Below are 24,258 nucleotides of genomic sequence, written 5' to 3'. Positions count from 1 at the left end.
CCGAAAAACTTGACCTGCGGGCCGTGTTGGCCCATGAGGGCTTGCAAGGACCTGCCCCGAAACCCCGGCCTTGCGCCGGGGTTTTGCATTTGCGCGGGCCGCTTGCACAAGGCAACGCGGTAACAGCAGGGACACCTCGCTCATGGCGAATGTTGTGGTGGTCGGCGCCCAGTGGGGCGACGAGGGCAAGGGCAAGATCGTCGACTGGCTTTCCAGCCAGGCCGATGTCGTCGTCAGGTTCCAGGGCGGCCATAATGCCGGCCATACCCTGGTCATCGACGGCGTCGTCTACAAGCTCTCGCTGCTGCCTTCCGGCATCGTCCGCCCCGGCAAGCTCTCGGTCATCGGCAACGGCGTCGTCGTCGATCCCTGGCATCTCGTCGAGGAGATCGCCAAGCTGCGCGCGCAAGGGGTGGCGATCACGCCCGACAACCTGCGCATCGCCGACAACGCGACGCTGATCCTGCCGCTGCACCGCGAGCTCGACCATTTCCGCGAAACCTCGAATGCCGGCATGAAGATCGGCACGACCAAACGCGGCATCGGCCCGGCCTATGAGGACAAGGTCGGCCGCCGCGCCATCCGCGTCATCGATCTCAAGGACGATGCCCTGCTCGAGGCCAAGATCGAGCGCCTGCTCGCCCATCACAACGCCCTGCGCCGAGGCCTCGGCATCGGCGAGGTCGACGCCAAGGAGCTGCTCGGCCAGCTCAAGGCGATCGCTCCCGAGGTGCTGCCCTATGCCACATCGGTCTGGGCCCTGCTCGACGCCGAGCGCCGCGCCGGCAAGCGCATCCTGTTCGAGGGCGCGCAGGGCGCCCTGCTCGATGTCGACCACGGCACCTATCCCTTCGTCACCTCCTCGAATATCGTCGCCGGCCAGGCCGCGACCGGCTCGGGCATGGGTCCCTCGGCCGTCGGCTATGTGCTGGGCATCGCCAAGGCCTACACCACCCGTGTCGGCGAAGGCCCCTTCCCGACCGAGCTCTTCGACGAGATCGGCGAATTGATCGGCACCAAGGGCAAGGAATTCGGCGTCGTCACCGGCCGCAAGCGCCGCTGCGGCTGGTTCGACGCCTGCCTCGTGCGCCAGACGGTCAAGACCTCCGGCATCGACGGCATCGCGCTGACCAAGCTCGACATCCTCGACGGCTTCAAGGAGATCAAGGTCTGCGTCGGCTACAGGCTCGATGGCCAGATTCTCGAGCACCTGCCGGCCGGCCAGAACGACCAGGCCCGTGTCGAGCCGATCTACGAGACCATCGAAGGCTGGGAAGGCTCCACCGCCAATGCCCGCTCCTGGGCCGATCTCCCGGCGCAGGCGATCAAATATGTCCGCCGCATCGAGGAGCTGATCGGCGCCACCGTCGCCGTGCTCTCCACCAGCCCGGAGCGCGACGATACGATCCTCGTCCATAATCCTTTCGAGGGTTGACGGCGCGCGCCATCAGCGACAAGTGAGGCCAATGGCCGATTTCTACCCGATCCTGGCGCGTGCGGTCGCCGGGCTGCCCGAAACCTCCCCGGAGGCCCGGCGCGCCATCTACGACCGGGCGCGGACGGCGCTCGTCGCGCAGTTGCGCGGGCTCGACCCGCCGCTGAGCGAGGCCGAGATCATGCGCGAGCGCCTCGCGCTCGACGAGGCCGTCGCACGGATCGAAGCCGATTATGACGAGGCGCCGACCCCACCGCCGGCATCGGACGGCCCGGTGATCCGTACCCTCGATAACCCGACGCTGCCGATCCGCCCGCCGGCGCCGAAGAAGGTGCCGGAATTCGCGCCGCTCCCCGCGGCTGCGGGACAGGAAGACGGCGAGCCATTGCCCGAACCGGCCGAGCAGCAGGCCGCCCGGCCGCGTGTGCAGCCGCCGCGCGAGCGGCGGGTCAAGCCCGGCCATATCCGCTCCGCCGTCGTCGGCGGCGTCGTGGCCGTCGCGGTCGCCGCAATCGCGGCCACCGCGATCTATGTCCACAAGCTCCGGCCCCAGGATACCCCGCGCCCGAACAGCGAAACCGCGCAGCGGGCGCAACCGGCCCAGCCCGACGGTGGCGGCAAGATCGCGGAGCGGGTCGGCGAGCCCCAGCAGAACCGCCCCGCCGGAAACCAGCAGGGCGGCGCGCCCGGCACGCCCGTGCCGCAGCCGGGCGGCGAGATCGCCGTCGCCCAACGCGCCATCCTCTACACCGAGGTGCCGGAGGCCCCGCAGCAGCCGCGGGCCTCGACCGGGCGCGTGTTCTGGCGCCTCGACAGCGAGAGCGCCGGCCAGGGGCGCCCGATCGAGACCATCGTGCGCGCGACCGTCGAGATTCCCGATATCGGCCTGAGCCTCGACTTCACCATCCGCCGCAACACCGATTCGGCCTTCCCGGCCTCGCATATCATCGGCCTGCGCTTCACCAGTTCCGGCGACCCGGCCAGCCAGGCCATCAAGGAGGTCGGCGTTCCCCAGTTCAAGAGCGAGGAAAGCGAGCGCGGCGCGCCGCTCTCGGCGATCAATTCGGCGCTCGGCGACAATCTCTTCGTGGCGGCGCTGTCGAACGTGCCGGTCGAGGTCGAACGCAATGTCGACCTCATCCTGAATCGCAGCTGGATCGACGTGCCCGTGCGCTTCGCCTCGGGCCGCCGCGGCATCATCACCTTCGAGAAGGGCGTCTCCGGCAGCCAGACGCTGGCCGACGCCTTCGGGCGCTGGCGGTAAGAGCGGCACTCAGCCGTCATTCTCGGGCGAGCGAAGCTTCGACCGAGAAGCTCATGACGAGAACGCACTGTTTTCCGTCATGCTCGGGTCAAGCCCGAGCATGACGGTGGCTGAGCTCTAGCTCTTCCGCTCGGCTGCGAAGCGCCCCGCCGCCCGCAGCACGTCCGCATCCGGGCCGAAGCCTGAAAGCGCTGCCGCGGCTTCGGCGCTCAACCGATCGCGCTCGCGCTTGGCGCCGGCAAGGCCGAGCGCGCCGACCAGCGTCCCCTTGCCCTTGTCCGCGTCCTTGGCAGTCGCCTTGCCCATCTGCTCCGCATCCGATTCGACGTCGAGGATGTCGTCGGCGATCTGGAAGGTCGCGCCCAGCGCCCGGCCATAGCGGCCAAGCGCCGCCAGCGCCGCCGCATCAGCACCGCCGAGCCGGGCGCCGATCTCCACGCTCGCCGCCAGCAAGGCACCGGTCTTCATCGCCTGAAGCTGGCGGATGGCATCTTCCGAAAGAGAGCCCCGCACGTCCGCGAAACGCCCTTCGGCCGCCAGGTCGAGCATCTGACCACCGACCATGCCGCCCAGCCCTGAAGCCCGCGCCAGGCTGCTGACCAGCGCCGCGCGCACCGCGCCGGATTCATGCGTCGCCTCGTCGGCCAAAACCTCGAAGGCGAGCGTCAACAGGGCGTCGCCCGCCAGGATCGCGGTCGCCTCGTCGAAGGCCTTGTGCACGGTCGGCCGGCCGCGACGCAGGTCGTCGTCATCCATCGCCGGCAGGTCGTCATGGACCAGCGAATAGCAGTGCAGCAGCTCGACAGCCGCCCCTGCCCGCCTCGCCTGTTCGACTGGAGCGCCCAGCAGCCTTGCCGTCTCGACCGTCAGGAAGGGCCGCAGCCGCTTGCCGCCGCCGAGCGCGCCATGCCGCATTGCGGCCACGAGGCGCGGCGGACGCGTGACTTCGCCAGCAGCCGCAACATCGGACAGCAGCACCTCCAGCAGCGTCTCGATCGCGGCCGCGTTCTGCGCCAGCCGGGCATCGAGATCGCCAAAGCTGGCCGGAGAGGGGACGGAACTCATGCGCGGATCTCGCGTTCGCTGCCGGAAGGGGGGCCTTGCCGGACGAAGGCCGCATCGTCAAGCTGCGCCGCCCTGGCCCGAGCCGCTATGGCGGGGCGATCGACCGGCGGGGAGGATGAAGCAAGGTGCTGGGTAGGATTCTCGGCCTGTGCTTCCGGCTCGCGTTCTGGCTGCTCCTCGCTCTCGCGGCCTTGATCCTGCTCTATCGATTCGTGCCGGTGCCCTCGACGCTGATGTTCGGCCGCTGGCTGGTGCTGAAGCCCGTCGAGCGCGAATGGGTGCCGCTCGACCAGATCTCCCCGCATCTCGTGCGCGCGGTCATCGCCTCGGAGGACCAGCGCTTCTGCAGCCATCGCGGCGTCGACTGGGTCGAGCTCAACAAAGTGCTGGAGAACGAGGATGGGCCGAGCCGCGGCGCCTCTACCCTCACCATGCAGACCGCCAAGAACGTCTTTCTCTGGCAGGGCCGCTCCTATCTCCGCAAGGGCCTGGAGATTCCGCTCGCGATGGCGATCGATTCCGTCTGGGGCAAGCAGCGCGTGATGGAGGTCTATCTCAACGTCGCCGAATGGGGCGAAGGCCTGTTCGGCGCCGAAGCCGCGGCGCAGCATTACTTCCGCAAACCAGCCGCGCGGCTGACGGCCGGTGAGGCCGCCCGGCTTGCCGGCGCCCTGCCCAACCCGATGCTGCGCAACCCGGCCAAGCCGAATCGAGCGCTGCAATCAGCCGCCGGCCGCAGCCTGCGCCAGCTCGGGCAACTCGGGTCGCTGGGCGATTGCGCCATTCCCGGCTGATTAGGTAGATGTTCGACGTTCTGAACCGTGCCGGCGAAGAAATCCGGATTCAGCACTAGCAATCCGCGCCCTGACCGTGTATGGCCAACGCCTCACGAGATTGATCCGTCGCCGTGGCGGGTGCTTGGCCTTGGGCCAGCGTCCGGGCGGTGGCACGATGGAGAGTACTATGGCCGTTCCGAAGAGAAAGACGTCGCCGTCGAAGCGTGGCATGCGCCGCTCGGCCGACGCCCTGAAGCAGCCCACCTATATCGAGGACAAGAACTCGGGTGAGCTGCGCCGTCCGCACCATGTCGACCTGAAGAGCGGCATGTATCGCGGCCGTCAGGTCCTGAAGGTCAAGACCGACGCCTGAGGCGCCCGGTCTTCGGCGCCGGCAGCGATGCCGGCTTGCCTTCGCGAGATTTGAACCGGCCGCAAGGCCGGTTTTTCTTTGCCTTCAGCCCCGCACCGCTTGCAGGCGGGGCTTTCCGGCTGGCGCGACGAGCCGCGCCGCGGCCCGGTAGAAACCCGCCGCCGCTTGCGGGCTCGCCCGTCCGCGCCGGGCGAAGGGCCCGATCTCCGCCCGCGCCGCAGCCGCCTGCAGGAGCACCAGCGCGGATGCATTGGCATCGGCGGCACTCCGTTCGGTCCAGCTTCCGGCTTCTGCCATGTATCACTCCGGCACAGACGAGTTGTGACGGAGTCGTTGCTGCAAGGAATCGACCAGCCTTAACGCCGCGTTAATCCGAAATACCGCATCGTTTCGAAGCACTTCCCTTCACATGGACAGGGCGCCGAAGCACCGGAATGGAGCCGCGCGACCATCCGACAGAGGCCGGCCGATGCCCTCCCCGTCGCTCTTCAGCTTCCAGAACGGCAGCCCGGTCGATCCCCGCAGCATTCTCTCCTCGATCGGCGAAGTGGTTTATGGCTGGGACATCCAGAGCGACGCCCTGAGCTGGGGCCCCAATGCCCGCGAAGTTCTGGGCACGCTTCCCGAGCAGGCGATGCAGCGCGGCCTTGCCTTCGCCGGCCTGGTCGAGCCGGGCAGCGGCCCCAGCCGCTACGACGCGATCTTCTGCTCCAGCGAGCACGACAAGGGCGAAGGCGTCATCTACCGCACCCGCTACGCCGTCGATCTCGCCGGCCGCAAGATGTGGGCCGAGGATACCGGCCGCTGGTTCGCCGGCAGCGACGGCTACCCGGCCCGTGCGCGCGGCGTGCTCAGGCTCGAACGGGCGGCGCGTGCCGACGAGCTCGAGCAGTTCGACAACGAACTCTGCGACCGCCCCGCCCTGGTCGAGCGAATCGGCATGGCCCTGCAGGAACATCTGCCGGCCGAGCGGCCGGTCGTGGTCCTCGTCGCCGCCATCGACGAGCTCGCCCGCCTTAACGACGATTTCGGCCACGAGGCCACCGACGAGATCATCGGCACCGTCCATGAGCGCCTGCGCTCGGTGACGCGGCGGCGCGACCACCTCGTCCGCTATGCCGGCAACAGCTTCGCGATTCTCCTGGTCGGCTGTCCGCCCGAGCAGGTCGAACCCGCCGCCAGACGCTTCATCAAGGTCGTCGCGCAATCGGCGATCGAGACCAGCCACGGCATTGCGCTGGTGCGGCTGCGCGTCGGTGCGGCCAGCGCCCCCGAGCTCGGCAGCCACGGCGGCGCACTGCTGGCCGCCGCCGAAGGCGCCCTGACGAGCGCCCGCGCCGGCGCCGTCGACACCGCCGTCATGGCGAGGCCACAGCCGCGGCGCAGCCCTGGAGCCGACCAGACCGGCTTCGACGTCCAGGCCATCGCCGCCCTGAACGACCGCCGCGTGCGCCTGGCCCTGCAGCCGATCGTCCGGACGAACTCGCGCGAGATCGCCTTCCACGAGGCGCTGCTGCGCGTCGGCCAGGGCGATACCGGCCTCTATTTCGCCTCGGCCGAGCTCATCCCGATGCTGGAACGCCGGGGCCTCGTCAGGCTGTTCGACCAGCGCGTGCTTGAACTCGCGATCGAGATGCTCGGCGCCGATCCCAAGCTCAACCTCTCGGTCAACGTCTCGCCGCGTTCCCTGAACGATCCCGAATGGTTCGACGCCTTCATCGCCTGCACCGCTGCGGCGCGGGGCAAGGCGTCGCGCCTCATCGTCGAGGTCACGGAAACCGCGACGATCGACAATCCCGGCCGCATCGCCAAGCTGCTGGGCCGGATCAAGGAGCAGGGCGCGCGGATCGCGATCGACGATTTCGGCGCCGGCCACACCTCACTCCGGCACCTGCGCGCCTTCCCGATCGACATTCTCAAGATCGACGGCGCCTTCACCCAGAACCTGCGCCGCTCCACCGACGACCGCTTCTATGTCCGCACGCTGGTCGAGCTCGCCGGCCATCTCGGCGTCGAGACGGTCGCCGAGTGGGTCGATGACGAGATGCAGGCGAGCATGCTGCGCGACTGGGGCGTCACCTATCTGCAGGGCCATCTCGTGGGGCGGGCGGAAGTCGCAGAGCCGATGCAGGTCGCGCCTCGCCGGCTCGCGGTCGGCTGAGGCAGGTAAAGTTTCGAGCGTATTTCAGGGCTTGGCCCGCTGGCCGCTTTCGCCCCATCGCTGACATCAGCGAACTACATCACCCGCCAGCAGCGGACCGATCACGCTATTCTCGTTTGAAGGCAAATGAACCTCCTCAATTTCTCGTGCCGCGCCTCCTCCCTGGAGCGCAGTTCTGTCGATGCGTAAGAACGGTAACATCAGCACTGGCCGTTGAGAAAATTATTTCCCACCCTCTACGGTCAAACCTTTGTAAAAACTGAGAAATTTAGAGATCGAAAGATGGCCCGGGGGTTGCTGAGGCGAAGGAGGATAGGAGACCACAGATTGACCAAGCTGCCCGAACTTCTCGTCATCCGACATGCTGAGACCGACTGGAACAGTCGTTCCATGCTGCAAGGCCACCGCGACAGTCCGCTCACGCTCAACGGCGTCAGGCAAGTGCTCGCTGTTGGCGAGACTCTCGCTCCCGAGATCGCAACAGCGCAGCCGAAGCACTTCTGGTGCAGCCCTCTCGGAAGAGCTCAACAGACCGCTGCGATTCTGGCCGGGCTGTGGTCGCTGCCATTCTACAAGTTCGACACGGTTTCAGCTCTCAGGGAGCGATCCTATGGCGTTTGGGAGGGCATGAGGCAGGACGAGATCGCGGAAAGGCGGCCGGAGGAGCATGACGCTCACATGGCCGACCCGTGGCATTCTCGGATGGAAGGCGCCGAAACCAAAGTCGAGATCTACGACCGCCTTTCCAATTGGGTCCGCAGCCTCAACCATGACGTTCTTCATGTGGTCGTGACACACAGCGGCTGCCTGCGGATTCTGCGTGGCATCTATTCCGGGGCGAGCCGGCAACAGATTGACGAATTTCGCGAGCCGCAGACCGCTAGCTTTCTTCTGAGCGATACGGAAAGAATGATCGAGCCGACAGAGGCGGTGCTTTCGCGTCACGGTTGCGAAGGACTTGGCCGAACCGTCTGGATCTAGCGAACGGCTGCAAGGGCGAGCCACGCACCAAGGAGGTGGGCTCTGCTTCGATCCGAAGCGGCATGATATGCAAAGCGAACGCGAGGCGAGGAGCATTCCGTCCGCTCCCGCCCCCATCCGGACCTCACTGTATCGGCTCTCCGGCCAACAAAAAGCCGCCCCCTTTTCCAAGGGCGCGGCTCAATCACTTGCCTTGGCTCAGCGCGAGCGCGACAGCTTGTCCAGCCTCTCGCGCATCTCGTTGAGCTCGCGCTTGAGATCGCCGATGTCGCCGTTGCCGGCTTCCGCCGCGGGCTTCGCGCCGGCGGCTGCTTCCTGCTTGGCCTGCGCCGCCGCGGTGAACGGATTGAACAGCCGGAAGGCTTCCTGGAACATCTGCATGTTGGCCCGCGTCTGCGCCTGGATGGCGTCGAGCGCGTTGCCGCCGAAGGCCGAGCCGCCGAAAGCCTTGGCCATCTGCTCGCGGAACTTGCTCTGCTCCTGCGTCAAGTTCTCCATCGAGAACTCGAGGTAGCGCGGCACCAATGCCTGCATGCTGTCGCCGTAGAAGCGGATCAGCTGGCGCAGGAAGGCGATCGGCAGCAGGTTCTGCCCGTCCTTGGCTTCCTCGTCGAAGATGATCTGCGCCAGCACCGAACGGGTGATGTCTTCCCCCGACTTCGCGTCATAGACCACGAAATCCTCGCCCGAGCGCACGAGCCCGGCGAGGTCCTCCAAGGTCACATAGGAACTGGTGCCCGTATGATAGAGACGCCGATTGGCGTATTTCTTGATGACGGTCGGTTCTTTATCGCTGGCCATCATATCCCGCTTGACGTTGATCGCGGCCGCCAGTGGTTCCGGCGTGCTCGGCGAAACGGTCTCCCATGGTCAGACGATAGCCTGTCGGTGCTGCACCGCAAGCTCTTTGAGCGAATGCGGCAAAAATCGGTCGAAGGCCCTGCAAGCACAGGAATATGCCGTCCCTTACGTCACGCCGGCGGCGCTACCTCGGTCGATTTCGACTCGCGCCCGTCTTGACGCCGTCGCGACAGGCTTCGAAGGTGGCGGGGAACGGTTGGGCCGGCGGGAGCGGTGCAGCCGCAACAACAAGCGAGGAACCCTCTCATGGCAGATTCGGATATCGTGATCGTCGGTGCGGCACGCACGGCGGTCGGCGCCTTCAACGGCGCTTTTGCCAACACTCCCGCCCATGATCTCGCCGCCGTCGCGATCAAGGAAGCGCTGCGCCGCGCCAAGGTCGAGGCCGTCGAGGTCGACGAGCTGGTGATGGGCCAGGTGCTCGCCGCCGGCCAGGGCCAGAATCCGGCCCGCCAGGCCGCGATGGCCGCCGGCATCCCGCAGGAGAAGACCGCCTGGGGCCTGAACCAGCTCTGCGGCTCGGGCCTGCGCACCGTCGCCATCGGCCTGCAGCAGATCGCCGCCGGCGACGCCAACGTCATCGTCGCCGGCGGCATGGAATCGATGTCGCTCGCCCCGCACGCGTCCTATATGCGCGCCGGCACCAAGATGGGCGACGTCAAGTTCGTCGACACCATGATCAAGGACGGCCTCTGGGACGCCTTCCACGGCTACCACATGGGCACGACCGCCGAGAACGTCGCGACCAAGTACCAGATCAGCCGCGAGGAGCAGGACCGCTTCGCCGTCGGCTCGCAGAACAAGGCCGAGGCTGCCCAGAAGGCCGGCAAGTTCAAGGACGAGATCGCGCCGGTCACCATCTCGACCCGCAAGGGCGACATCGTTGTCGACACTGACGAGTACCCGCGCCATGGCGCCACGATCGAGGCCATGGCCAAGCTGAAGCCCGCCTTCTCGAAGGACGGCACGGTGACCGCCGGCAACGCCTCGGGCCTCAATGACGGCGCCGCCGCGCTCGTCATCATGACCGCCAAGGAAGCGGCCCGCCGCGGCCTCACCCCGCTCGCCCGCATCGCCTCCTGGGCGACGGCGGGCGTCGATCCGGCGATCATGGGCACCGGCCCGATCCCCTCGACCCGCAAGGCGCTCGAGAAGGCCGGCTGGAAGGTCGGCGATCTCGACCTCGTCGAGGCCAACGAGGCCTTCGCGGCGCAGGCTCTGGCGGTCAACAAGGACCTCGGCTGGAACCCGGACATCGTCAACGTCAATGGCGGCGCGATCGCGATCGGCCACCCCATCGGCGCTTCCGGCGCCCGCGTGCTGGTGACGCTGCTGCACGAGATGGCCAAGCGCGATGCCAAGAAGGGCCTCGCCACGCTCTGCATCGGCGGCGGCATGGGCGTCGCCATGGCCGTGGAGCGCTGAGAAAAGCGCCCCAGCCCGTGGCGAAGCGTACCACGCTCTACCGCTATCTCACCGGGCCCGATGACGCCTCCTTCTGTCATCGGGTTTCCGAGGCGCTGAGTCTCGGCTGGTCGCTCTACGGCCAGCCGACCCTGACCTTCGACGCGACCCAGGGTCGCGTCATCTGTGGCCAGGCCATCATCAAGGACGTGGACGCGACCTACGCGCCCACCTTGAAGCTGTCTGAACAATAACGGCGGCAAGCCGGAGCAGCGGACCGAAAAGTGGAATGCACTTTTCGGGTGAATCCGGTGCTGAAACAAAGAACTGGATCGCCAATTCGCATCTGTAAGAACGCAAGACGATCTGGACCGATCACTGGAAGGGAGACTGGCCTATGGCGAAGGTGGCATTGGTTACAGGGGGCTCGCGCGGTATCGGCGAGGCGATCTCGAAGGGTCTGAAGGCGGCCGGCTACAATGTCGCCGCGAGCTATGCCGGCAATGACGAGGCTGCTGCCAGGTTCACGGCCGAAACCGGCATCAAGACCTATAAATGGGACGTCTCGAACTATGATTCCTGCGTCGCCGGCATCGCCAAGGTCGAGGCCGATCTCGGGCCGGTCGACGTGCTCGTCAACAATGCCGGCATCACCCGCGACGGCATGTTCCACAAGATGACCAAGGAGCAGTGGGACGCGGTGATCAACACCAACCTGAACTCGCTCTTCAACATGACCCGCCCGGTCTGGGAAGGCATGCGCGCGCGCAAGTTCGGTCGCGTCATCTGCATCTCCTCGATCAACGGCCAGAAGGGCCAGATGGGCCAGGTCAACTATTCAGCCGCCAAGGCCGGCGATATCGGCTTCGTCAAGGCGCTGGCCCAGGAAGGCGCCCGCGCCGGCATCACGGTCAACGCGATCTGCCCCGGCTATATCGCGACCGAGATGGTCAAGGCGATCGATCCGGCCGTGATCGAGAAGTCGATCCTGCCGCATATCCCGGTCGGCCGCCTCGGCGAGCCCGAGGAGATCGCGCGCGCGGTCGTGTTCCTCGCCAGCGACGATGCCGGCTTCATCACCGGCTCGACCCTCTCCGCCAATGGCGGCCAGTACATGGCCTGAGGGCACAACATCAATAAGCTGCCTCCGCCCTTCCAAGTGGAGGCAGCCTATCTCAGCTTGCGAGGCTACCGCTTCTTGTTCGCTTGAGACAAAACAGACCCGGCAAGCGCCTTCGTGTCTTCGCTGTATTTTGTGCTCGTGAGCACCCGCGAAGCCTTATCTTCCATTTCGGCGCCGGTCTGCCGACCAGTCCCCGACTGCGAAAGCGCGGAACCAGCCAAGCTTCGAGCGATGGCCGACGAGTTCGGATCGCTGAGAGTAGCAGCAGCCTGAGCTGCCACATCTGATGACGTCTGCTTCGTGTTGTTCGCCATGATCGCTATCCCCACGGAAGAGAACAAAGCATATACTATGTTCTCTGTATGTTCAAGCCAATCTGGCTAGCTGGCATTAGAGAAGGCCAGCGCCTCCCACTCAGCTCTGACGCCCGCTCTTCGGCAGCAGGAAGGTCAGCAGGCCGAAGGCCGGCAGCCAGGCGCAGATCTTGAACACCTCGATGATGCCGATCTTGTCGGCGAGCAGGCCGATGCCGGCCGCCGCGACGCCGCCGAGCCCGAAGGACAGGCCGTAGAACAGCCCGCCGACGAGTCCGACCCGATGCGGCACGAGGTCGATCGCGTAGATCAGGATCGCCGAGAAGGCGCTCGACATGATGAAGGAGACGACGATGCTGAGCACGCCGGTCCAGAACAGGTCGGCATGAGGCAGCATCAGCGCGAAGGGCAGCGAGCCCAGGATCGACAGCCAGATCACCCGGTCGCGGCCGATCCGGTCGCCGATCATGCCGCCGACGATCACGCCGATGGCGCCGACGACGAGATAGAGGAACAACATGATCTGCGAGAGCTGGATCTGGATGCCGAAGCGCTCGATCAGGTAGAAGGTGTAATAGGAGGTGAAGGCCGCCGTGTAGCCGTTCTTCGAGATCAGCAGCATGACCAGCACGGCCATCGCCAGCAGCACGCGGCCATGCGGCAGGCCATGGCTCGCCGTTTCTTCCGCATGGCTCGATGACGACTTCTGCTCGCGCCGCATCGCCGAATAGCGCGAACCGAGCCAGCCCATCACCAGCATCGCCACCAGCACCACACCGGAGAACCAGGACAGGCTCGTCTGGCCGCGCGGCATCACCACCGCCGCCGCCAGCAGCGGGCCGACGGAATAACCGATATGGCCGCCGACCTGGAACACGCCCTGCGCCAGCCCCTGCCGGCCTGCCGCGGCATGGCGCGCCATCCGCGTCGCTTCCGGGTGGAACACCGCCGAGCCGAGCCCGATCAGCCCCGCCGCGAGCAAGACGACCGCATAGCTATGGGCGAAGGAGAGCATCAGCAGGCCCGCCAGCGTCGAGCACATGCCGGCGACCATCGCATAGGGCCAGGGCTTGCGGTCGGTGACGAAGCCGAGGATCGGCTGCAGCAGCGACGACGTCACCTGGAAGGCGAGCGTGATCAGGCCGATCTGCACGAAATCGAGCTGATAATTCTCCTTGAACAGCGGATAGAGCGCCGGGATCATCGACTGGACGAGATCGTTCAACAGATGCGCGACGCTGAGCGCCGCCAGAACCGGCATCAGCGGGCGGCGCGCGGCGGATTGCAGCGGGATCGTGGTCATAAAGCAGGCAATGAGCCGCCTTGCGCGAGCGGTCAACGGGGCCGGGAGCATGGCGCCCATGGCTGCAAGGCTGAGTTGCAGCGCAGCATGCCGCCGCCGAAGGTCGCAAAAGGCGCGGGATCCCCTCTCCTTACAGGAGAGGGGATCCCGCGCTGCCCGAGTTGACTGAAACGCGTCTGCCCCTCCCCATCGGCAAGCCCGGCGAAACCTGCTATCGCCGCGCGATCTCCATTCCCGGCCTCCCATGACCACCCGCACCGCGACCCTCATCGGCTTCTGCGCCATCCTGCTCTGGTCGACGCTTGCGCTGTTCACGGCGATGTCGGGCCGCGTCCCGCCCTTCCAGCTCGTCGCCATGACCTTCGTCATCGGTGGCCTGCTGATCCTCGCGATCACGGCTTTGCGCCGACAGCTCTCGCGCATCCGGCCAACGCCGGCCTCCTTCGCGCTCGGGCTCTACGGGCCGTTCGGCGACACCGCGCTCTATTATGCCGCGGTGAAGACGGCTCCGGCTGCCGAAGCGAACCTGATCCATTACCTCTGGCCGCTCCTGATCGTGCTTTTCGCCGCGCTGCTGCCGGGCGGCGGGCTCAAGCCCCGCCACCTTGTCGGCGCGCTGATCGGATTGGTGGCGACCGCCCTTCTGGTCTCCGGCGGCCTTGGAAGCGGCAGCGGGCTGGCGCTCGGTCATGTCCTGGCAGCGCTCGGCGCCTTCGTCTGGGCGAGCTATTCGGTGGCCTCGCGCCGCTTCGCCAACGTGCCCTCCGAAAGTCTCTGCGTGACGATGCTGGGCTGCGCAATCCCGGCGCTCGCCTGCCATTTCGACTTCGAGACCACGCTCTGGTCGCTGACATCTGTCGAATGGGGTGGCGTGCTCGGTCTCGGCCTCGGCTCGATCGGGCTCGCCTTCGTGGTCTGGGATATCGGCATGAAGCAGGGCGACGTCGCCCTGCTCGGCGTCGCCTCCTATGCCGCGCCGGTGCTCTCGACGCTGATCCTCGTGCTGTTCGGCTATGCCCCGGCAAGCTGGCTGCTCGCGGCCTCCTGCGCGCTCATTGTCGTCGGGGCTCTGGTGGCGAGCGGGGGCGGACGGAAGGTCTAGAGTCTACCGATTTAACGTGGAATCCCGCGTCATCCCGGGCTTGACCCCGAATCCATCGTAGAGCGCCTAAGCCCTTCAATGGATTCCGGATCAGCGCCGCTTCGCGGCTTGTCCGGAATGACGGCGTGCTTGCATGAAAACCCCTCGAGCTTCCAGAAACGAGCTCGTCATTCTCGGGCGGAGCGGAGCGAAGACCCAAGAATCTCTTGCAAGAGAAAGCTCCGGCACGCGCTGGTCACAAGATGCTCGGGTCAAGCCCGAGCATGACGGCCTTGACCCCGCTCAATTCCGCCGCAGCAGCCGCTCCAGATAATCCAGCTCTTCCGCCGGCCTTAAGGGATCGCCGAGCCGCTTGCGCAGCTCCTCGAGAATGCGCCGCGCCCGCTGGGTCGCGCTCTCGTCGGCGCCGGGCACCTTGACCCGGCCGTCGGCCCAGTCGCGCTGACGCTGCGGCCGGCCGAGCGGGTCCTCGCTGCCGCGCTGCTGCGCCGAAGGCCGGCCCTGCTGCCGTCCGTCCGGCTCGCCATAGGCCTGCCCGTCGCCTTCGCCCTCGCCGGGCTGGCCCTGCATCTGCTGGGCGAGGTTCTGGCCGCCCTTGCGCAGGGCTTCGAGCGCACGGCCCTGCGCGTCGAGGGCGCCCTCGCCCTGGCCCTGGCCGAGCTGGCTTTCCGCCTCGCGCATCGCGTCTTCGGCCTCGTCGAGTTCGCCGTTCTGCGGCGCGCCCATGCCGCGCATCCGGCGCTGCAGATCCTGCAGGCGCTCGCGCAGGGCCTGCTGGCGCTGCGACAAGCCCTGCCCCTGGCCGCTCTGGCCCTGCATGCCCTCGCCGCCTTCGCCGTCCTCGCCCTGCTCGCCGGGCTGCTGCCCCGGCTGCTGGCCGCGTTGACCCTGTTGCCCGCGCTGCCCTTGCTGGCCCTGCTGGCGCTGGCCGGGCCGCGCCTGCTGCTGGCCGGGGCGCTGGCCGCGCTGGGTCTGGCCCTGTCCCTGCTGGCGACGCTGCTCGTTCTGATAGGTCTCGTCGCGCAGGTTCTGCTGGTCGCGCGTCATCCGGTCGAGATCGCCGAGCGCCTGGTTCATCTCGCGCTGGCGCGGGTCCTGTTGGCCCGGACGCGCCATCTGGAGGTTGTTGAGCATCCGGTTGAGCTCTTCCATCAGGCGCTGCGCCTCAGCCATGTCGCCGCGCTTCGAAAGTTCCTCGATACGGTCGAGCATGTTCTGCAGGTCGCGCGGCGTCACGGTCCGGAAATTCTCGGGCAGGCGGGCCTGATCGCGGTCGCCGTTCTGCTGTTGCTGGCGCATCATCTGCTCGGCGAGCTGGCGCATGAAATTGTCCATGGCCCGGCGCATCTCGTCGGTGAGCTTCTTGATCTCCTCCTCGGACGCGCCACGCTCCAGCGCCTGCTGCAGGTTCTCCTGCGCCTGCCGCAGCGCCCGCTCGGCATCGGACATGTCGCCGTCCTCGAGCTGGAGGGCCATCGCCCACATCAGCTCGGAAACCTCGCGCAGCGCGTCGTCGCCGGCGGCCCGGCGCAGGCGCTCGGTCAGCATGCGCATGCCGAGATAGACGCCGGTCTCCTGCATGAACAGGTTGGGCTCGATCATCAGCGCGTCCATGGCGAGCTGGACCTTGGAGCGGTCCTCGACATCCATGACGAGCTTGCGGCGCTGCTCGACCAGCGCCTTGGCCAGCGGCTTGGTGAAGGTGCGCTGCGGCAGCACGACCTCGAGCGGCTCGCTGCGGCCTTCCTGTCCGGCCTCGTCCTTGGCGATCAGCACCATCTTGACCTTGGCGCCGGCCCAGGGATGGGCCGAGAAATCGACCGTGCTCTTGTTCTCCTCCTCGCCCGAGGCGGAGGACGGCACGGCGAGATTCTGCTTCGGCGGCTCGACCAGCGAGCGCCCGCCTTTCCCAGCGTCAGGACGCGAGACATTCACCTCGATCGAGGCGATGCCGTAATCGTCCTTGGCCTTGTAGGTGATGGCGAGGCCGCCCGACTGCGCGCCGGTGACCGGCTTCGGCGGATCGGTGAAGGCGATGGTCGGCGGCTGATCGGCAATGGCGGTGATCGAAAGCGTCGCGCCCGGTGCGCCGCTGCCGGTGAGCTTCAGCGTGCCGTTGCCGGCAAGCGTGAAGCGCTTCTCCAGAACGGCTTGCTGCCCCCCGACCGGCGGCTTGGCCTGGTCGTCCTTGCCCTCGCCCTCCTTCGCCTCCGGCTTGATCAGGTCGAGTCGGCCGGTGGTGGCGACGTCCATGTTCGTCTTGCCGGCGATGCGCACGACGATGACGGATTTTTCGGGCGCGCTGAGATTGGGGCTCGCCAGCTTGGCGAAATCGATCAGAATCGGCGGCAGGCGCGTATAGGCGGGCGGATCGATCCAGGCGTCGATCCGGGTCGAGGCGGCTATGGCGGAGGGGCCCTTCCAGTCGAAGGCGGCGGAAAGGCGCTGCGTGACCTCGGGGCCGGCGACGAAGAAGCCGGTGACGGCGGCGAGCAGCGGCACGGCGCGCAGCGCCAGCCTGTCGTGGCTTGCCATGCGCGGCTGCGGCGGCTGGACGCGCAGCGCCGCAACCTGCCGGCTCTGGCGCTCGACATGCAGCTTCCACAGCGCCTGCGAAACCGGGTCGGCCGAGCCGATCGCCAGGCTGTCCTCCAGCGCGGAGGCCGGGCGATGCCCCTCGGCAAAGGAACGGTCGAGCCGCGTCAGCGCGTCGCGATGCGTCGGCAGCACGAGGCGGGCGACATGCCAGAGACTGGCGGCAAAGGCTCCCGCAAAGGCGAGCACGCCGACCATCCGCCCGTACCAGGGAAGATGGGTCCACAGTCCGAACCAGGACACGGCGAGGAAGGCGAGAACGACGCCGAGCGGCAGCCACAGCCGTGGCCAGAGCCGCTCCCAGCCAAGCGAGGCGCGCGAAGCCAGTGCGAGACGGCTCAGCCGCTGCCGGATGCCGTCGATCGTGTCGGGCGCCTTGCGGCGCTCTACCTCGCTCATGCCATCGCTCCGGGCAGCCCCCATTTCCGTCTGAACTCGCCTGACCCGGTCAGGCTAGCACGGGAATGTGGCATTGCCAGTCCGAAGACGGGCTTTGCACCGCGCTCGACGTTTCGTGAACGGGGCATTCCAACGTGCCTGGCCGATTCACATCCCGAAAAAGACTCCGACAGCGCGGGGACCCCTCTCCCGAAGGGAGAGGGCAGGGTGAGGGGTAGGCCGTTGGATATTGGGGCCAAGACCTAACCGCCGCTGCGGTGAGGTCGTGCCCTACTGGTCAAACGGCCTACACCTCACCCCTGCCCCTCTCACTGATCTCGGGTTTACCCGAGATCAGCACTTAAAGTGTCGAAGTCGGCAACAGCCGACTTCGATGCAGGAGAGGGGTTCCCCGAGGTTCCTGCGCTTAGGCGAACCAGCCCGGCAGCCGGTCCGTGCCGATGAGCTCCTCATAGCTCTGGCGCGGCCGCGTCACGGCATACTGGTCGCCCTTGACCATGACCTCGGCGACCAGCAGGCGCTGGTTATAGGTCGAGGACATCGAGGCGCCGTAGGCGCCGGCCGTCATGAAGGCGACGAGGTCGTTCTGGCGCAGCTGCGGCAGCTTGCGCCCCGTCGTGAAGGTATCGCCCGATTCGCAGATCGGCCCGACCACGTCGTAAGCCACTTCCGGCCCGCCGATCACGGGTTCCGCCACCGGCCAGATCTCGTGATAGGCCTCGTACATCGCCGGTCGGACGAGATCGTTCATCGCCGCGTCGACGACGAGGAACTGCTTGGTCGGGCGGGGATTGAGATGCAGCACCCGCGTCAGCAGGATGCCGGCATTGCCGACGATCAGGCGGCCGGGTTCGAAGCCGAGCTCGACATCGAGCCCCTTCGTCACCTTGGCGACCATCTCGGCATAGGCTTCGATCAGGCCCGGCCCGTAGTCGAAGGTCTTCGGGATGTCGTAGGGAATGCCGAGGCCGCCGCCGAGATCGAGCCGGTCGACGCGATGGCCCTCGCCCTTCAGGTCGCCGACCAGCGCCACCATCTTGGTATAGGCGGCCTCGAAGGCGTCGATCTCGCGAATCTGGCTGCCGATATGGACGGCGAGCCCCATGATCCGCACGCCCGGCATATTGGACGCACGGGAATAAAGCCGGCCGACCTCCTCGAAGGAGACGCCGAACTTGTTCTCGGAGGAGCCGGTCGTGATCTTGGCATGGCCGCCGGCGCCGATATCGGGATTGACCCGGAACACCGCTTCCTGCCGCTTGCCGAGCGAAGCGGCGACCTTCGAGAGCAGGTCGAGCTCGCTCTCGCTCTCGATATTGACCTGATAGATGCCGGCCTCGACCGCGAAGCGCAGCTCCTGCTCGCTCTTGCCGACGCCCGAGAACACGATCTTCCCGGGCGGGATGCCGGCGGCGAGCGCCTTGCGCACCTCGCCTTCCGAGACGGTATCGACGCCGGCGCCGAGCGCGCCCAGCGTCTTGAGCACGCCGAGGTTGCCGTTCGCCTTCATGGCGTAGAAGACATGGGCCTTGCCCGCGGGCGCGGTCTTCTTCATCGCCGCCGCGAACAGCTTGTAGTGCCGCTCGATCGTCGCGCTCGAATAGACATAGACCGGCGTGCCGACCTCGGCCGCGATGCGCTGGAGATCGACGCCCTCGGCATGGAGCGAGCCGTCGCGATAGGCGAAATGATGCATGGGATTAACCCTGGAAAGGCTTGCTGAAATTCACGCCGTCATCCCGGTCGGAGCGAAGCGCAGAGCCGGGATCCATGCCGGAACCTTCGGCGATAGCGCTCAGGCATGGATCCCGGGTCTCACTTCGGTCGCCCGGGATGACCGCGGGGAAACTGAAATCACATCAGCGGATCGAGGAGGAAGGGCTTGTCCGGCACGGTGATCGCCCTGTTCGTCTTGACCGGCTTCGCCAGCACCGAGCTCGAACCCAGGGAAGAAGGATCGTTCTCCTTCGCCCCGATCTGGTCGTCCGGCAGGTCGGTGGCGCCGGTCACATTCGGCGGCGGCTCCAGCGGCCCCTTGCGCCCGCAGGCGCCGAGCGCAACGGCCAGGAGGCCGACGACCAGCAAGGTGCGGCCGAGTTTCAGGCGGGAATCAAGCACGAAAACGAACCCTCGGGGCGAAACGTGGCGGGACCTTAGCGGAGGATGCGGCGGAGCGCGAGCGCTTGTGACGGGGAGCCGTCATCCCGGACGCAGCGAAGCGGAGATCCGGGATCCATCATAGAGCGCAACGCCCTTCGATGGATCCCGGGTCAAGCCCGGGATGACATGGAGGTTCCAGCGCGCTTCAACCCTTCGCGAGCTGCTTCAGCCAACGCCTGGCCTGCTTGCGGACATTGGCCGGAGCCGTGCCGCCATAGCTGACGCGGCTCTTCACCGACTGGTCGACGCCGAGCACGGCGAAGACGGCCTCGGTGATCTGAGGTTCGACGGCCTGCATCTCGGCAAGCGAGAGCTTCTCCAGCCCGACCTTCTTCTCCGAGGCGATACCGACGAGGCGGCCGGTGACGTGATGCGCGTCGCGGAACGGCATCTTGAGGACCCGCACCAGCCAGTCGGCGAGGTCGGTCGCGGTGGCGTAGCCGAGGCCGGCGGCCTTCTTCATTACTTTAAGGTCGGGCTGCATGTCGCGGACCATGCCGGCGGTGGCGGCGAGGCAGAGCGACAGCGTCTGCAACGCGTCGAACGTGCCTTCCTTGTCCTCCTGCATGTCCTTCGAATAGGTCAGGGGCAGGCCCTTCATCATCGTCAGCAGGCCCTGCAGCGCGCCGAAGACGCGCCCCGCCTTGCCGCGCACCAGCTCGGCCGCATCGGGATTGCGCTTCTGCGGCATGATCGACGAGCCCGTCGAGAAGGCGTCCGACAGCCGCACGAAACCGAATTGCGGCGTCGACCACAGCACGATCTCCTCGGCGAAGCGCGAGAGATGCATCGCGCAGATCGAGGCCGCCGAGAGCGTCTCCAGCACGAAGTCGCGATCCGAGACCGAATCGAGCGAGTTCGCCGTCGGCCGGTCGAAGCCGAGCGCCTTCGCCGTCATGTGCCGGTCGATCGGGAAGGAGGTGCCGGCGAGCGCGGCGGCGCCGAGCGGGCATTCGTTGAGGCGGGCGCGTGCGTCGCGGATGCGGCTGCGGTCACGGCCGAGCATCTCGACATAGGCGAGCAGGTGATGGCCGAAGGTGACCGGCTGCGCCGATTGCAGATGGGTGAAGCCCGGCATCACCGCGCCGGCGTAAGCTTCGGCCTTCTCGGCCAGTGCCTGCTGGAGATCAGCCATCTGGCCGTCGATCTCGTCGAGCGTGTCGCGCACCCACAGCCGCATGTCGGTCGCGACCTGGTCGTTGCGCGAGCGGGCGGTGTGCAGGCGACCGGCGGCGAGGCCGATCTTGTCCTTGAGATTCGATTCGACGTTCATGTGGACGTCTTCGAGCGCACGCGAAAACGTGAAGGCGCCGCTCTCGATCTCGCCCTCGACCTTCTTCAGGCCGGCGGTGATGGTCGCGACGTCCTCCTTGGTCAGGATGCCGGTCTCGGCCAGCATGGCCGCATGTGCCAGCGAGCCGCGGATATCCTGACGCCAGAGCTTCTTGTCGAAATCGATGGAGGCATTGATCTCCTCCATGATGGCGTCGGGACCTGTGGCGAAACGCCCACCCCACATGCGATTGCTCACGACGGTCTTTCCTGCTTTTGAGGACGCATAATGACGTCTGGAAAAAAGATCGGACTGGCCCTCGGGGTCGTGGCGGCGCTCGGCCTCGCTGGCATGGCGGCCTTCTACTCCGTCCGGGGCGATGCCGGCAACGGATCATGCAGCGCGGCGCGCGCGACAGCCGAGCGCATGAAGCCGCTGGTCAAGGGCGAAGTCGCAGCCGTCGAACTGCGCGCTCGTCCTGAACCGGCACCCGCGCTCGCCTTCACCGGGCCTAACGGCCAGCCGATGACGCTGGCCGCACTCAAGGGCAAGACGCTGCTGGTCAATCTCTGGGCGACCTGGTGTGCGCCCTGCCTGAAGGAAATGCCGGCGCTCGACGCGCTCCAGAAGGAGATGGGCGGACCGGATTTCGCGGTCGTCGCGATCAATATCGACACGCGCAATCTCGACAAGCCGAAAGCCTGGCTCGCCGAAAACAAGGTCACCACCCTGCCCTTCTATAGCGATCCGCAAGCCGCGACCTTCCAGGCGCTGCGCGCCGCCCACAAGGTCGAGGGCATGCCGGTCAGCATCATCGTCGACAAGTCCGGCTGCGAACTCGGCATCATCCAGGGGCCCGCCGATTGGGCGAGCGCCGATTCGAAGGCTCTGATGAAAGCTGCCATCGGCCGCTGAGATCGCCTCCACGTCATTGCGAGCGCAGCGAAGCAATCCAGGGGGACTGGGTTGGGCCCCTTTCGCCCAGTCCCCCTGGATTGCTTCGTCGCTTCGCTCCTCGCAATGACGGGGCCGGATTGCCTCGATCCGCGCACTGAGCCATATCCTGCCTGGCATGAGCTACACGATCGGTCTCGCGACCACTTTCCACGATCCCGCCATCGCGATCATCGGGCCCGATGGCGAGGTGCTCTTCGCCGAGGCGACCGAGCGCTACCTGCAATACAAGCGCGCGCCGAATTGCGAGCCTGATTCGGCGCCGCGCATGGAAGGGCTGCTGAAGCGCTACATCCCGAAAGACGCCGAAGTCCGCATCGCCACGAGCTGGGGCGAGGATTTCACCGGCTTCCTCGACCAGATGGCCCGCGCCGGCTCCTTCACGCTCGACGCGCTGCTCAAGCTCTCGCCCGAGCTCAACCGCTCGCTGGTGCCGGAGCGCACCGAGCGCGCCCTGATCGCTTCGCTCCATCTCGGCCAGCAGCGCGCCGGCATGGGCGTTCTGCTCGGGCTCGACCGCGCCTATGGCAAGGCCAATGTCACCGGCCTCAAGCGCTACGGCCACCATCTCAGCCACGCGGCCTATGCCTGCTGGTCCTCGCCCGTCGACAATGCCGCCTGCCTCGTCGTCGACGGCATGGGCGAAACCGGGGCCTCCGCCATCTTCGCGCTGGAGAACGGCAAGCTCCGCGAGGTGAAGCGCCATCGCGGCCGGGAATCGATCGGCTTCTATTTCGGGCTCGTCACCGACCTCGCCGGCTTCGACCAGGCCAAGGGCGAGGAATGGAAGATCATGGGGCTCGCGCCCTACGGCAAGACCGATCCCGAGCTGATGGCGCTGTTGCGCAAGCTCTACACGATCGAGGGCCACAAGCTCTCCTTCGCCAAGGCCGATGTGGTGCAGGCGGTCGCCGCCGAGATCCTGGCGAAGCGCCCGACTGAGGCGCTCGACCAGGGCTGGGCCGATCTCGCCCGCTGCGGGCAGGACGTCTTCGCCGAGATGATGGAAGCGCTGCTGGCTGAGGCCGCTGCGCTCGTGCCGAGCGAGAATCTCGTCATGGCTGGCGGCTGTGCGCTGAACTCCTCCTTCAACGGCAAGATTGCCGGCCGCCATGGCTTCGAGACCGTGTTCGTCCCCTCGGCGCCGGCCGATGACGGCAACGCGATCGGCGCCGCCTGGCTCGCCCACGCCGAGGCCAATCCGGACTGGCGCGCGCCGAAGGGGCCGCTTTCGCCCTATCTCGGCTCGACCGTCTCGACCGAGCCCCTTGAGCGCATGCAGCTCTGGGAAAAGCGCCTGCGCAAGCTCTCCCCCGACGAGATCGCGCCTGTGACGGCGAAACTCCTGACCGAGGGCAAGCTGATCGGCTGGGTGCAGGGCCGCGCCGAGTTCGGGCCGCGCGCGCTCGGCAACCGCTCGATCATCGCCGATCCGCGCCCGGCCGACGCCAAGGACATCCTCAACGCCAAGGTGAAATACCGTGAGGCCTTTCGCCCCTTCGCGCCCTCGATCCTGGCCGAGCATGCTGCCGACTGGTTCGAGAACTATCAGGACGCGCCCTATATGGAGCGCACCCTGGTCTGGAAGGAAGCCGTGCGCGACCGCGTCCCGGCCGTGGTCCATGAGGACGCGACCGGCCGGCTCCAGAGCGTCACCGCCGAGCGCAACCCGCGCTACCACGCGCTGATCTCGGCCTTCCATGAGCTCACGGGCGTGCCGGTGATCCTCAACACCTCCTTCAACATCATGGGCAAGCCGATCCTGCACACGGCGGAGGACGCGATCCTGATGTTCTATACGAGCGGGCTCGACGCGCTGGTGATCGACGACTGGCTGCTGGTGAAGTGAAGGCTCCCTGCCAATCCTCCTAAGACACGCCGTCATGCTCGGGCTCGCCCCGAGCATCTCGGAAACCAGTGCCTTATGGTCATGAGATTCTCGGGTCTGCGCTTCGCTTCGCCCGAGAATGACGCCCCTACTCCAACCGATCCGCCGCGTTGATCGGTCGGATCACGCGAAATCGCTGGTCTCAGTCCGGTTTGTGGTCATTCTTCCGGCCCATCGGAAGGAGACGACGCCATGCTGCAATTGCGCCCGAACTGCGAATGCTGCGACCGCGACCTGCCGCCGCAATCGCGCGACGCCCTGATCTGCACTTTCGAATGCACCTTCTGCGCGGACTGCGTCGAGACGCGCTTCGCCGGCACCTGCCCGAATTGCGGCGGCGATCTCGTGCGCCGGCCGATCAGGCCGGAGCGGATGCTGGAGAAATACCCGGCCTCGACCGAACGCGTCCTCAAGCCGCACCCGCAATGCGCAGCGGCTTGAGGAAAGCGGTCGAATCAGAAAGCTGATCGGGAAACCGGCGAGCCTTTAGCTCGCCTGCTTCACCGCGATGCCCTTCTCTTCGAAGAGCTGCTGTAATTCGCCGGCCTGGAACATCTCGCGGGTGATGTCGCAGCCGCCGATGAACTCGCCCTTGACGTAGAGCTGCGGGATCGTCGGCCAGTTCGAATAGGCCTTGATGCCCTCGCGGATTTCCTGGTCCTCGAGCACGTTCACGCCCTTATAGGGCACGCCGATATAGCCGAGGATCTGCGCGACCTGGCCGGAGAAACCGCACATCGGGAATTGCGGCGTCCCCTTCATGAACAGCACCACGTCGTTGTTCTTCACTTCCGCTTCGATGCGGGCATTGACGTCGGACATCGTCT

Annotated in this window: 23 protein-coding genes; 13 read left to right on the top strand and 10 right to left on the bottom strand. The window is 66.8% G+C overall.

Features of this window, described 5'->3' with window-relative positions:
* Positions 1 to 142 precede the first annotated feature (142 nt).
* A complete protein-coding gene (locus tag Q0Q02_RS14210) occupies positions 143 to 1,435 on the top strand; it encodes an adenylosuccinate synthase (protein WP_293810394.1) in 1,293 nt (430 codons plus the stop codon).
* A gap of 31 nt (positions 1,436 to 1,466) precedes the next feature.
* Complete coding sequence (locus tag Q0Q02_RS14205) at positions 1,467 to 2,699, top strand: histidine kinase (RefSeq protein WP_293810393.1); 1,233 nt, start codon at positions 1,467 to 1,469, stop codon at positions 2,697 to 2,699.
* A 117-nt stretch (positions 2,700 to 2,816) separates the two neighbouring features.
* Here the strand turns inward: Q0Q02_RS14205 and Q0Q02_RS14200 are convergent, their stop codons facing one another.
* Positions 2,817 to 3,764 carry a polyprenyl synthetase family protein gene (locus tag Q0Q02_RS14200; RefSeq protein ID WP_293810392.1) on the bottom strand — a complete coding sequence of 316 codons (948 nt, stop codon included), beginning with the start codon at positions 3,762 to 3,764 and terminating at the stop codon, positions 2,817 to 2,819.
* A 125-nt stretch (positions 3,765 to 3,889) separates the two neighbouring features.
* On the opposite strand from Q0Q02_RS14200, the gene mtgA reads away from it, so the two are divergent.
* Entirely contained in the window at positions 3,890 to 4,558 is a 669-nt protein-coding gene (gene mtgA, locus Q0Q02_RS14195; protein ID WP_293810391.1) for a monofunctional biosynthetic peptidoglycan transglycosylase, read from the top strand.
* A 169-nt stretch (positions 4,559 to 4,727) separates the two neighbouring features.
* Entirely contained in the window at positions 4,728 to 4,913 is a 186-nt protein-coding gene (rpmF, locus tag Q0Q02_RS14190; RefSeq protein ID WP_047582212.1) for a 50S ribosomal protein L32, read from the top strand.
* An 84-nt stretch (positions 4,914 to 4,997) separates the two neighbouring features.
* Here rpmF and Q0Q02_RS14185 read toward each other — a convergent pair whose 3' ends face one another.
* Positions 4,998 to 5,210, bottom strand: coding sequence for a hypothetical protein (locus Q0Q02_RS14185; protein ID WP_293810390.1), 213 nt, complete (start codon positions 5,208 to 5,210; stop codon positions 4,998 to 5,000).
* 172 nt (positions 5,211 to 5,382) lie between these two features.
* Between Q0Q02_RS14185 and Q0Q02_RS14180 the strand changes: the two genes are divergently transcribed.
* Positions 5,383 to 7,074: a bifunctional diguanylate cyclase/phosphodiesterase gene (locus Q0Q02_RS14180; RefSeq protein ID WP_293810389.1), complete on the top strand. Its 1,692-nt coding sequence runs from the start codon at positions 5,383 to 5,385 to the stop codon at positions 7,072 to 7,074.
* Positions 7,075 to 7,401: 327 nt separating this feature from the next.
* Complete coding sequence (locus Q0Q02_RS14175) at positions 7,402 to 8,055, top strand: histidine phosphatase family protein (protein ID WP_293810388.1); 654 nt, start codon at positions 7,402 to 7,404, stop codon at positions 8,053 to 8,055.
* A gap of 198 nt (positions 8,056 to 8,253) precedes the next feature.
* Here the strand turns inward: Q0Q02_RS14175 and phaR are convergent, their stop codons facing one another.
* Positions 8,254 to 8,856 (bottom strand): polyhydroxyalkanoate synthesis repressor PhaR, encoded by a 603-nt coding sequence (phaR, locus tag Q0Q02_RS14170; protein ID WP_293810387.1) that lies wholly within the window; start codon positions 8,854 to 8,856, stop codon positions 8,254 to 8,256.
* Between the two features lie 306 nt (positions 8,857 to 9,162).
* Here phaR and Q0Q02_RS14165 point away from each other — a divergent pair, with 306 nt between their 5' ends.
* The 3 genes from Q0Q02_RS14165 to phbB all read left to right on the top strand — a co-directional run bounded on the left by Q0Q02_RS14165 (position 9,163) and on the right by phbB (position 11,443).
* Entirely contained in the window at positions 9,163 to 10,341 is a 1,179-nt protein-coding gene (locus Q0Q02_RS14165; protein ID WP_293810386.1) for an acetyl-CoA C-acetyltransferase, read from the top strand.
* A 17-nt stretch (positions 10,342 to 10,358) separates the two neighbouring features.
* Positions 10,359 to 10,574, top strand: coding sequence for a DUF1737 domain-containing protein (locus Q0Q02_RS14160; RefSeq protein WP_293810385.1), 216 nt, complete (start codon positions 10,359 to 10,361; stop codon positions 10,572 to 10,574).
* A gap of 143 nt (positions 10,575 to 10,717) precedes the next feature.
* Complete coding sequence (phbB, locus tag Q0Q02_RS14155) at positions 10,718 to 11,443, top strand: acetoacetyl-CoA reductase (protein ID WP_293810384.1); 726 nt, start codon at positions 10,718 to 10,720, stop codon at positions 11,441 to 11,443.
* Positions 11,444 to 11,508: 65 nt separating this feature from the next.
* Here phbB and Q0Q02_RS14150 read toward each other — a convergent pair whose 3' ends face one another.
* Both Q0Q02_RS14150 and Q0Q02_RS14145 read right to left on the bottom strand, forming a co-directional pair.
* Positions 11,509 to 11,757 carry a hypothetical protein gene (locus Q0Q02_RS14150; protein WP_293810383.1) on the bottom strand — a complete coding sequence of 83 codons (249 nt, stop codon included), beginning with the start codon at positions 11,755 to 11,757 and terminating at the stop codon, positions 11,509 to 11,511.
* A gap of 100 nt (positions 11,758 to 11,857) precedes the next feature.
* Entirely contained in the window at positions 11,858 to 13,060 is a 1,203-nt protein-coding gene (locus Q0Q02_RS14145) for an MFS transporter (protein ID WP_293810382.1), read from the bottom strand.
* A 244-nt stretch (positions 13,061 to 13,304) separates the two neighbouring features.
* On the opposite strand from Q0Q02_RS14145, the gene Q0Q02_RS14140 reads away from it, so the two are divergent.
* The gene (locus tag Q0Q02_RS14140; protein WP_293810381.1) at positions 13,305 to 14,162 is read left to right on the top strand and encodes an EamA family transporter; all 858 of its coding nucleotides are present in this window, start codon (positions 13,305 to 13,307) and stop codon (positions 14,160 to 14,162) included.
* A 282-nt stretch (positions 14,163 to 14,444) separates the two neighbouring features.
* Here the strand turns inward: Q0Q02_RS14140 and Q0Q02_RS14135 are convergent, their stop codons facing one another.
* The 4 genes from Q0Q02_RS14135 to argH form a co-directional block, all read right to left on the bottom strand.
* Positions 14,445 to 17,156, bottom strand: a complete 2,712-nt coding sequence (locus Q0Q02_RS14135) for a TIGR02302 family protein (protein ID WP_293810380.1) — start codon at positions 17,154 to 17,156, stop codon at positions 14,445 to 14,447.
* A gap of 406 nt (positions 17,157 to 17,562) precedes the next feature.
* Positions 17,563 to 18,852 carry a diaminopimelate decarboxylase gene (lysA, locus tag Q0Q02_RS14130; protein WP_293810379.1) on the bottom strand — a complete coding sequence of 430 codons (1,290 nt, stop codon included), beginning with the start codon at positions 18,850 to 18,852 and terminating at the stop codon, positions 17,563 to 17,565.
* 158 nt (positions 18,853 to 19,010) lie between these two features.
* Positions 19,011 to 19,274 (bottom strand): lipoprotein, encoded by a 264-nt coding sequence (locus Q0Q02_RS14125; protein WP_293810378.1) that lies wholly within the window; start codon positions 19,272 to 19,274, stop codon positions 19,011 to 19,013.
* Between the two features lie 187 nt (positions 19,275 to 19,461).
* Positions 19,462 to 20,847 (bottom strand): argininosuccinate lyase, encoded by a 1,386-nt coding sequence (argH, locus tag Q0Q02_RS14120; RefSeq protein WP_293810377.1) that lies wholly within the window; start codon positions 20,845 to 20,847, stop codon positions 19,462 to 19,464.
* A 30-nt stretch (positions 20,848 to 20,877) separates the two neighbouring features.
* Between argH and Q0Q02_RS14115 the strand changes: the two genes are divergently transcribed.
* The 3 genes from Q0Q02_RS14115 (at position 20,878) to Q0Q02_RS14105 (ending at position 23,872) form a co-directional block, all read left to right on the top strand.
* Positions 20,878 to 21,504, top strand: coding sequence for a TlpA disulfide reductase family protein (locus tag Q0Q02_RS14115; RefSeq protein ID WP_293810376.1), 627 nt, complete (start codon positions 20,878 to 20,880; stop codon positions 21,502 to 21,504).
* A 157-nt stretch (positions 21,505 to 21,661) separates the two neighbouring features.
* Complete coding sequence (locus Q0Q02_RS14110) at positions 21,662 to 23,392, top strand: carbamoyltransferase C-terminal domain-containing protein (RefSeq protein WP_293810375.1); 1,731 nt, start codon at positions 21,662 to 21,664, stop codon at positions 23,390 to 23,392.
* Between the two features lie 231 nt (positions 23,393 to 23,623).
* Positions 23,624 to 23,872, top strand: coding sequence for a DUF1272 domain-containing protein (locus tag Q0Q02_RS14105; protein ID WP_293810374.1), 249 nt, complete (start codon positions 23,624 to 23,626; stop codon positions 23,870 to 23,872).
* A 45-nt stretch (positions 23,873 to 23,917) separates the two neighbouring features.
* On the opposite strand, the gene grxD is transcribed toward Q0Q02_RS14105, so the two are convergent.
* Positions 23,918 to 24,253, bottom strand: a complete 336-nt coding sequence (gene grxD, locus Q0Q02_RS14100; protein ID WP_293810373.1) for a Grx4 family monothiol glutaredoxin — start codon at positions 24,251 to 24,253, stop codon at positions 23,918 to 23,920.
* Between the last annotated feature and the right edge of the window lie 5 nt (positions 24,254 to 24,258).

The organism is uncultured Allobosea sp., assembly GCF_945956895.1.
GTDB lineage: Bacteria > Pseudomonadota > Alphaproteobacteria > Rhizobiales > Beijerinckiaceae > Allobosea.
The sequence above is the reverse complement of the archived record's forward strand: the minus strand, read 5'-3'. Positions and strand labels throughout refer to the sequence as shown.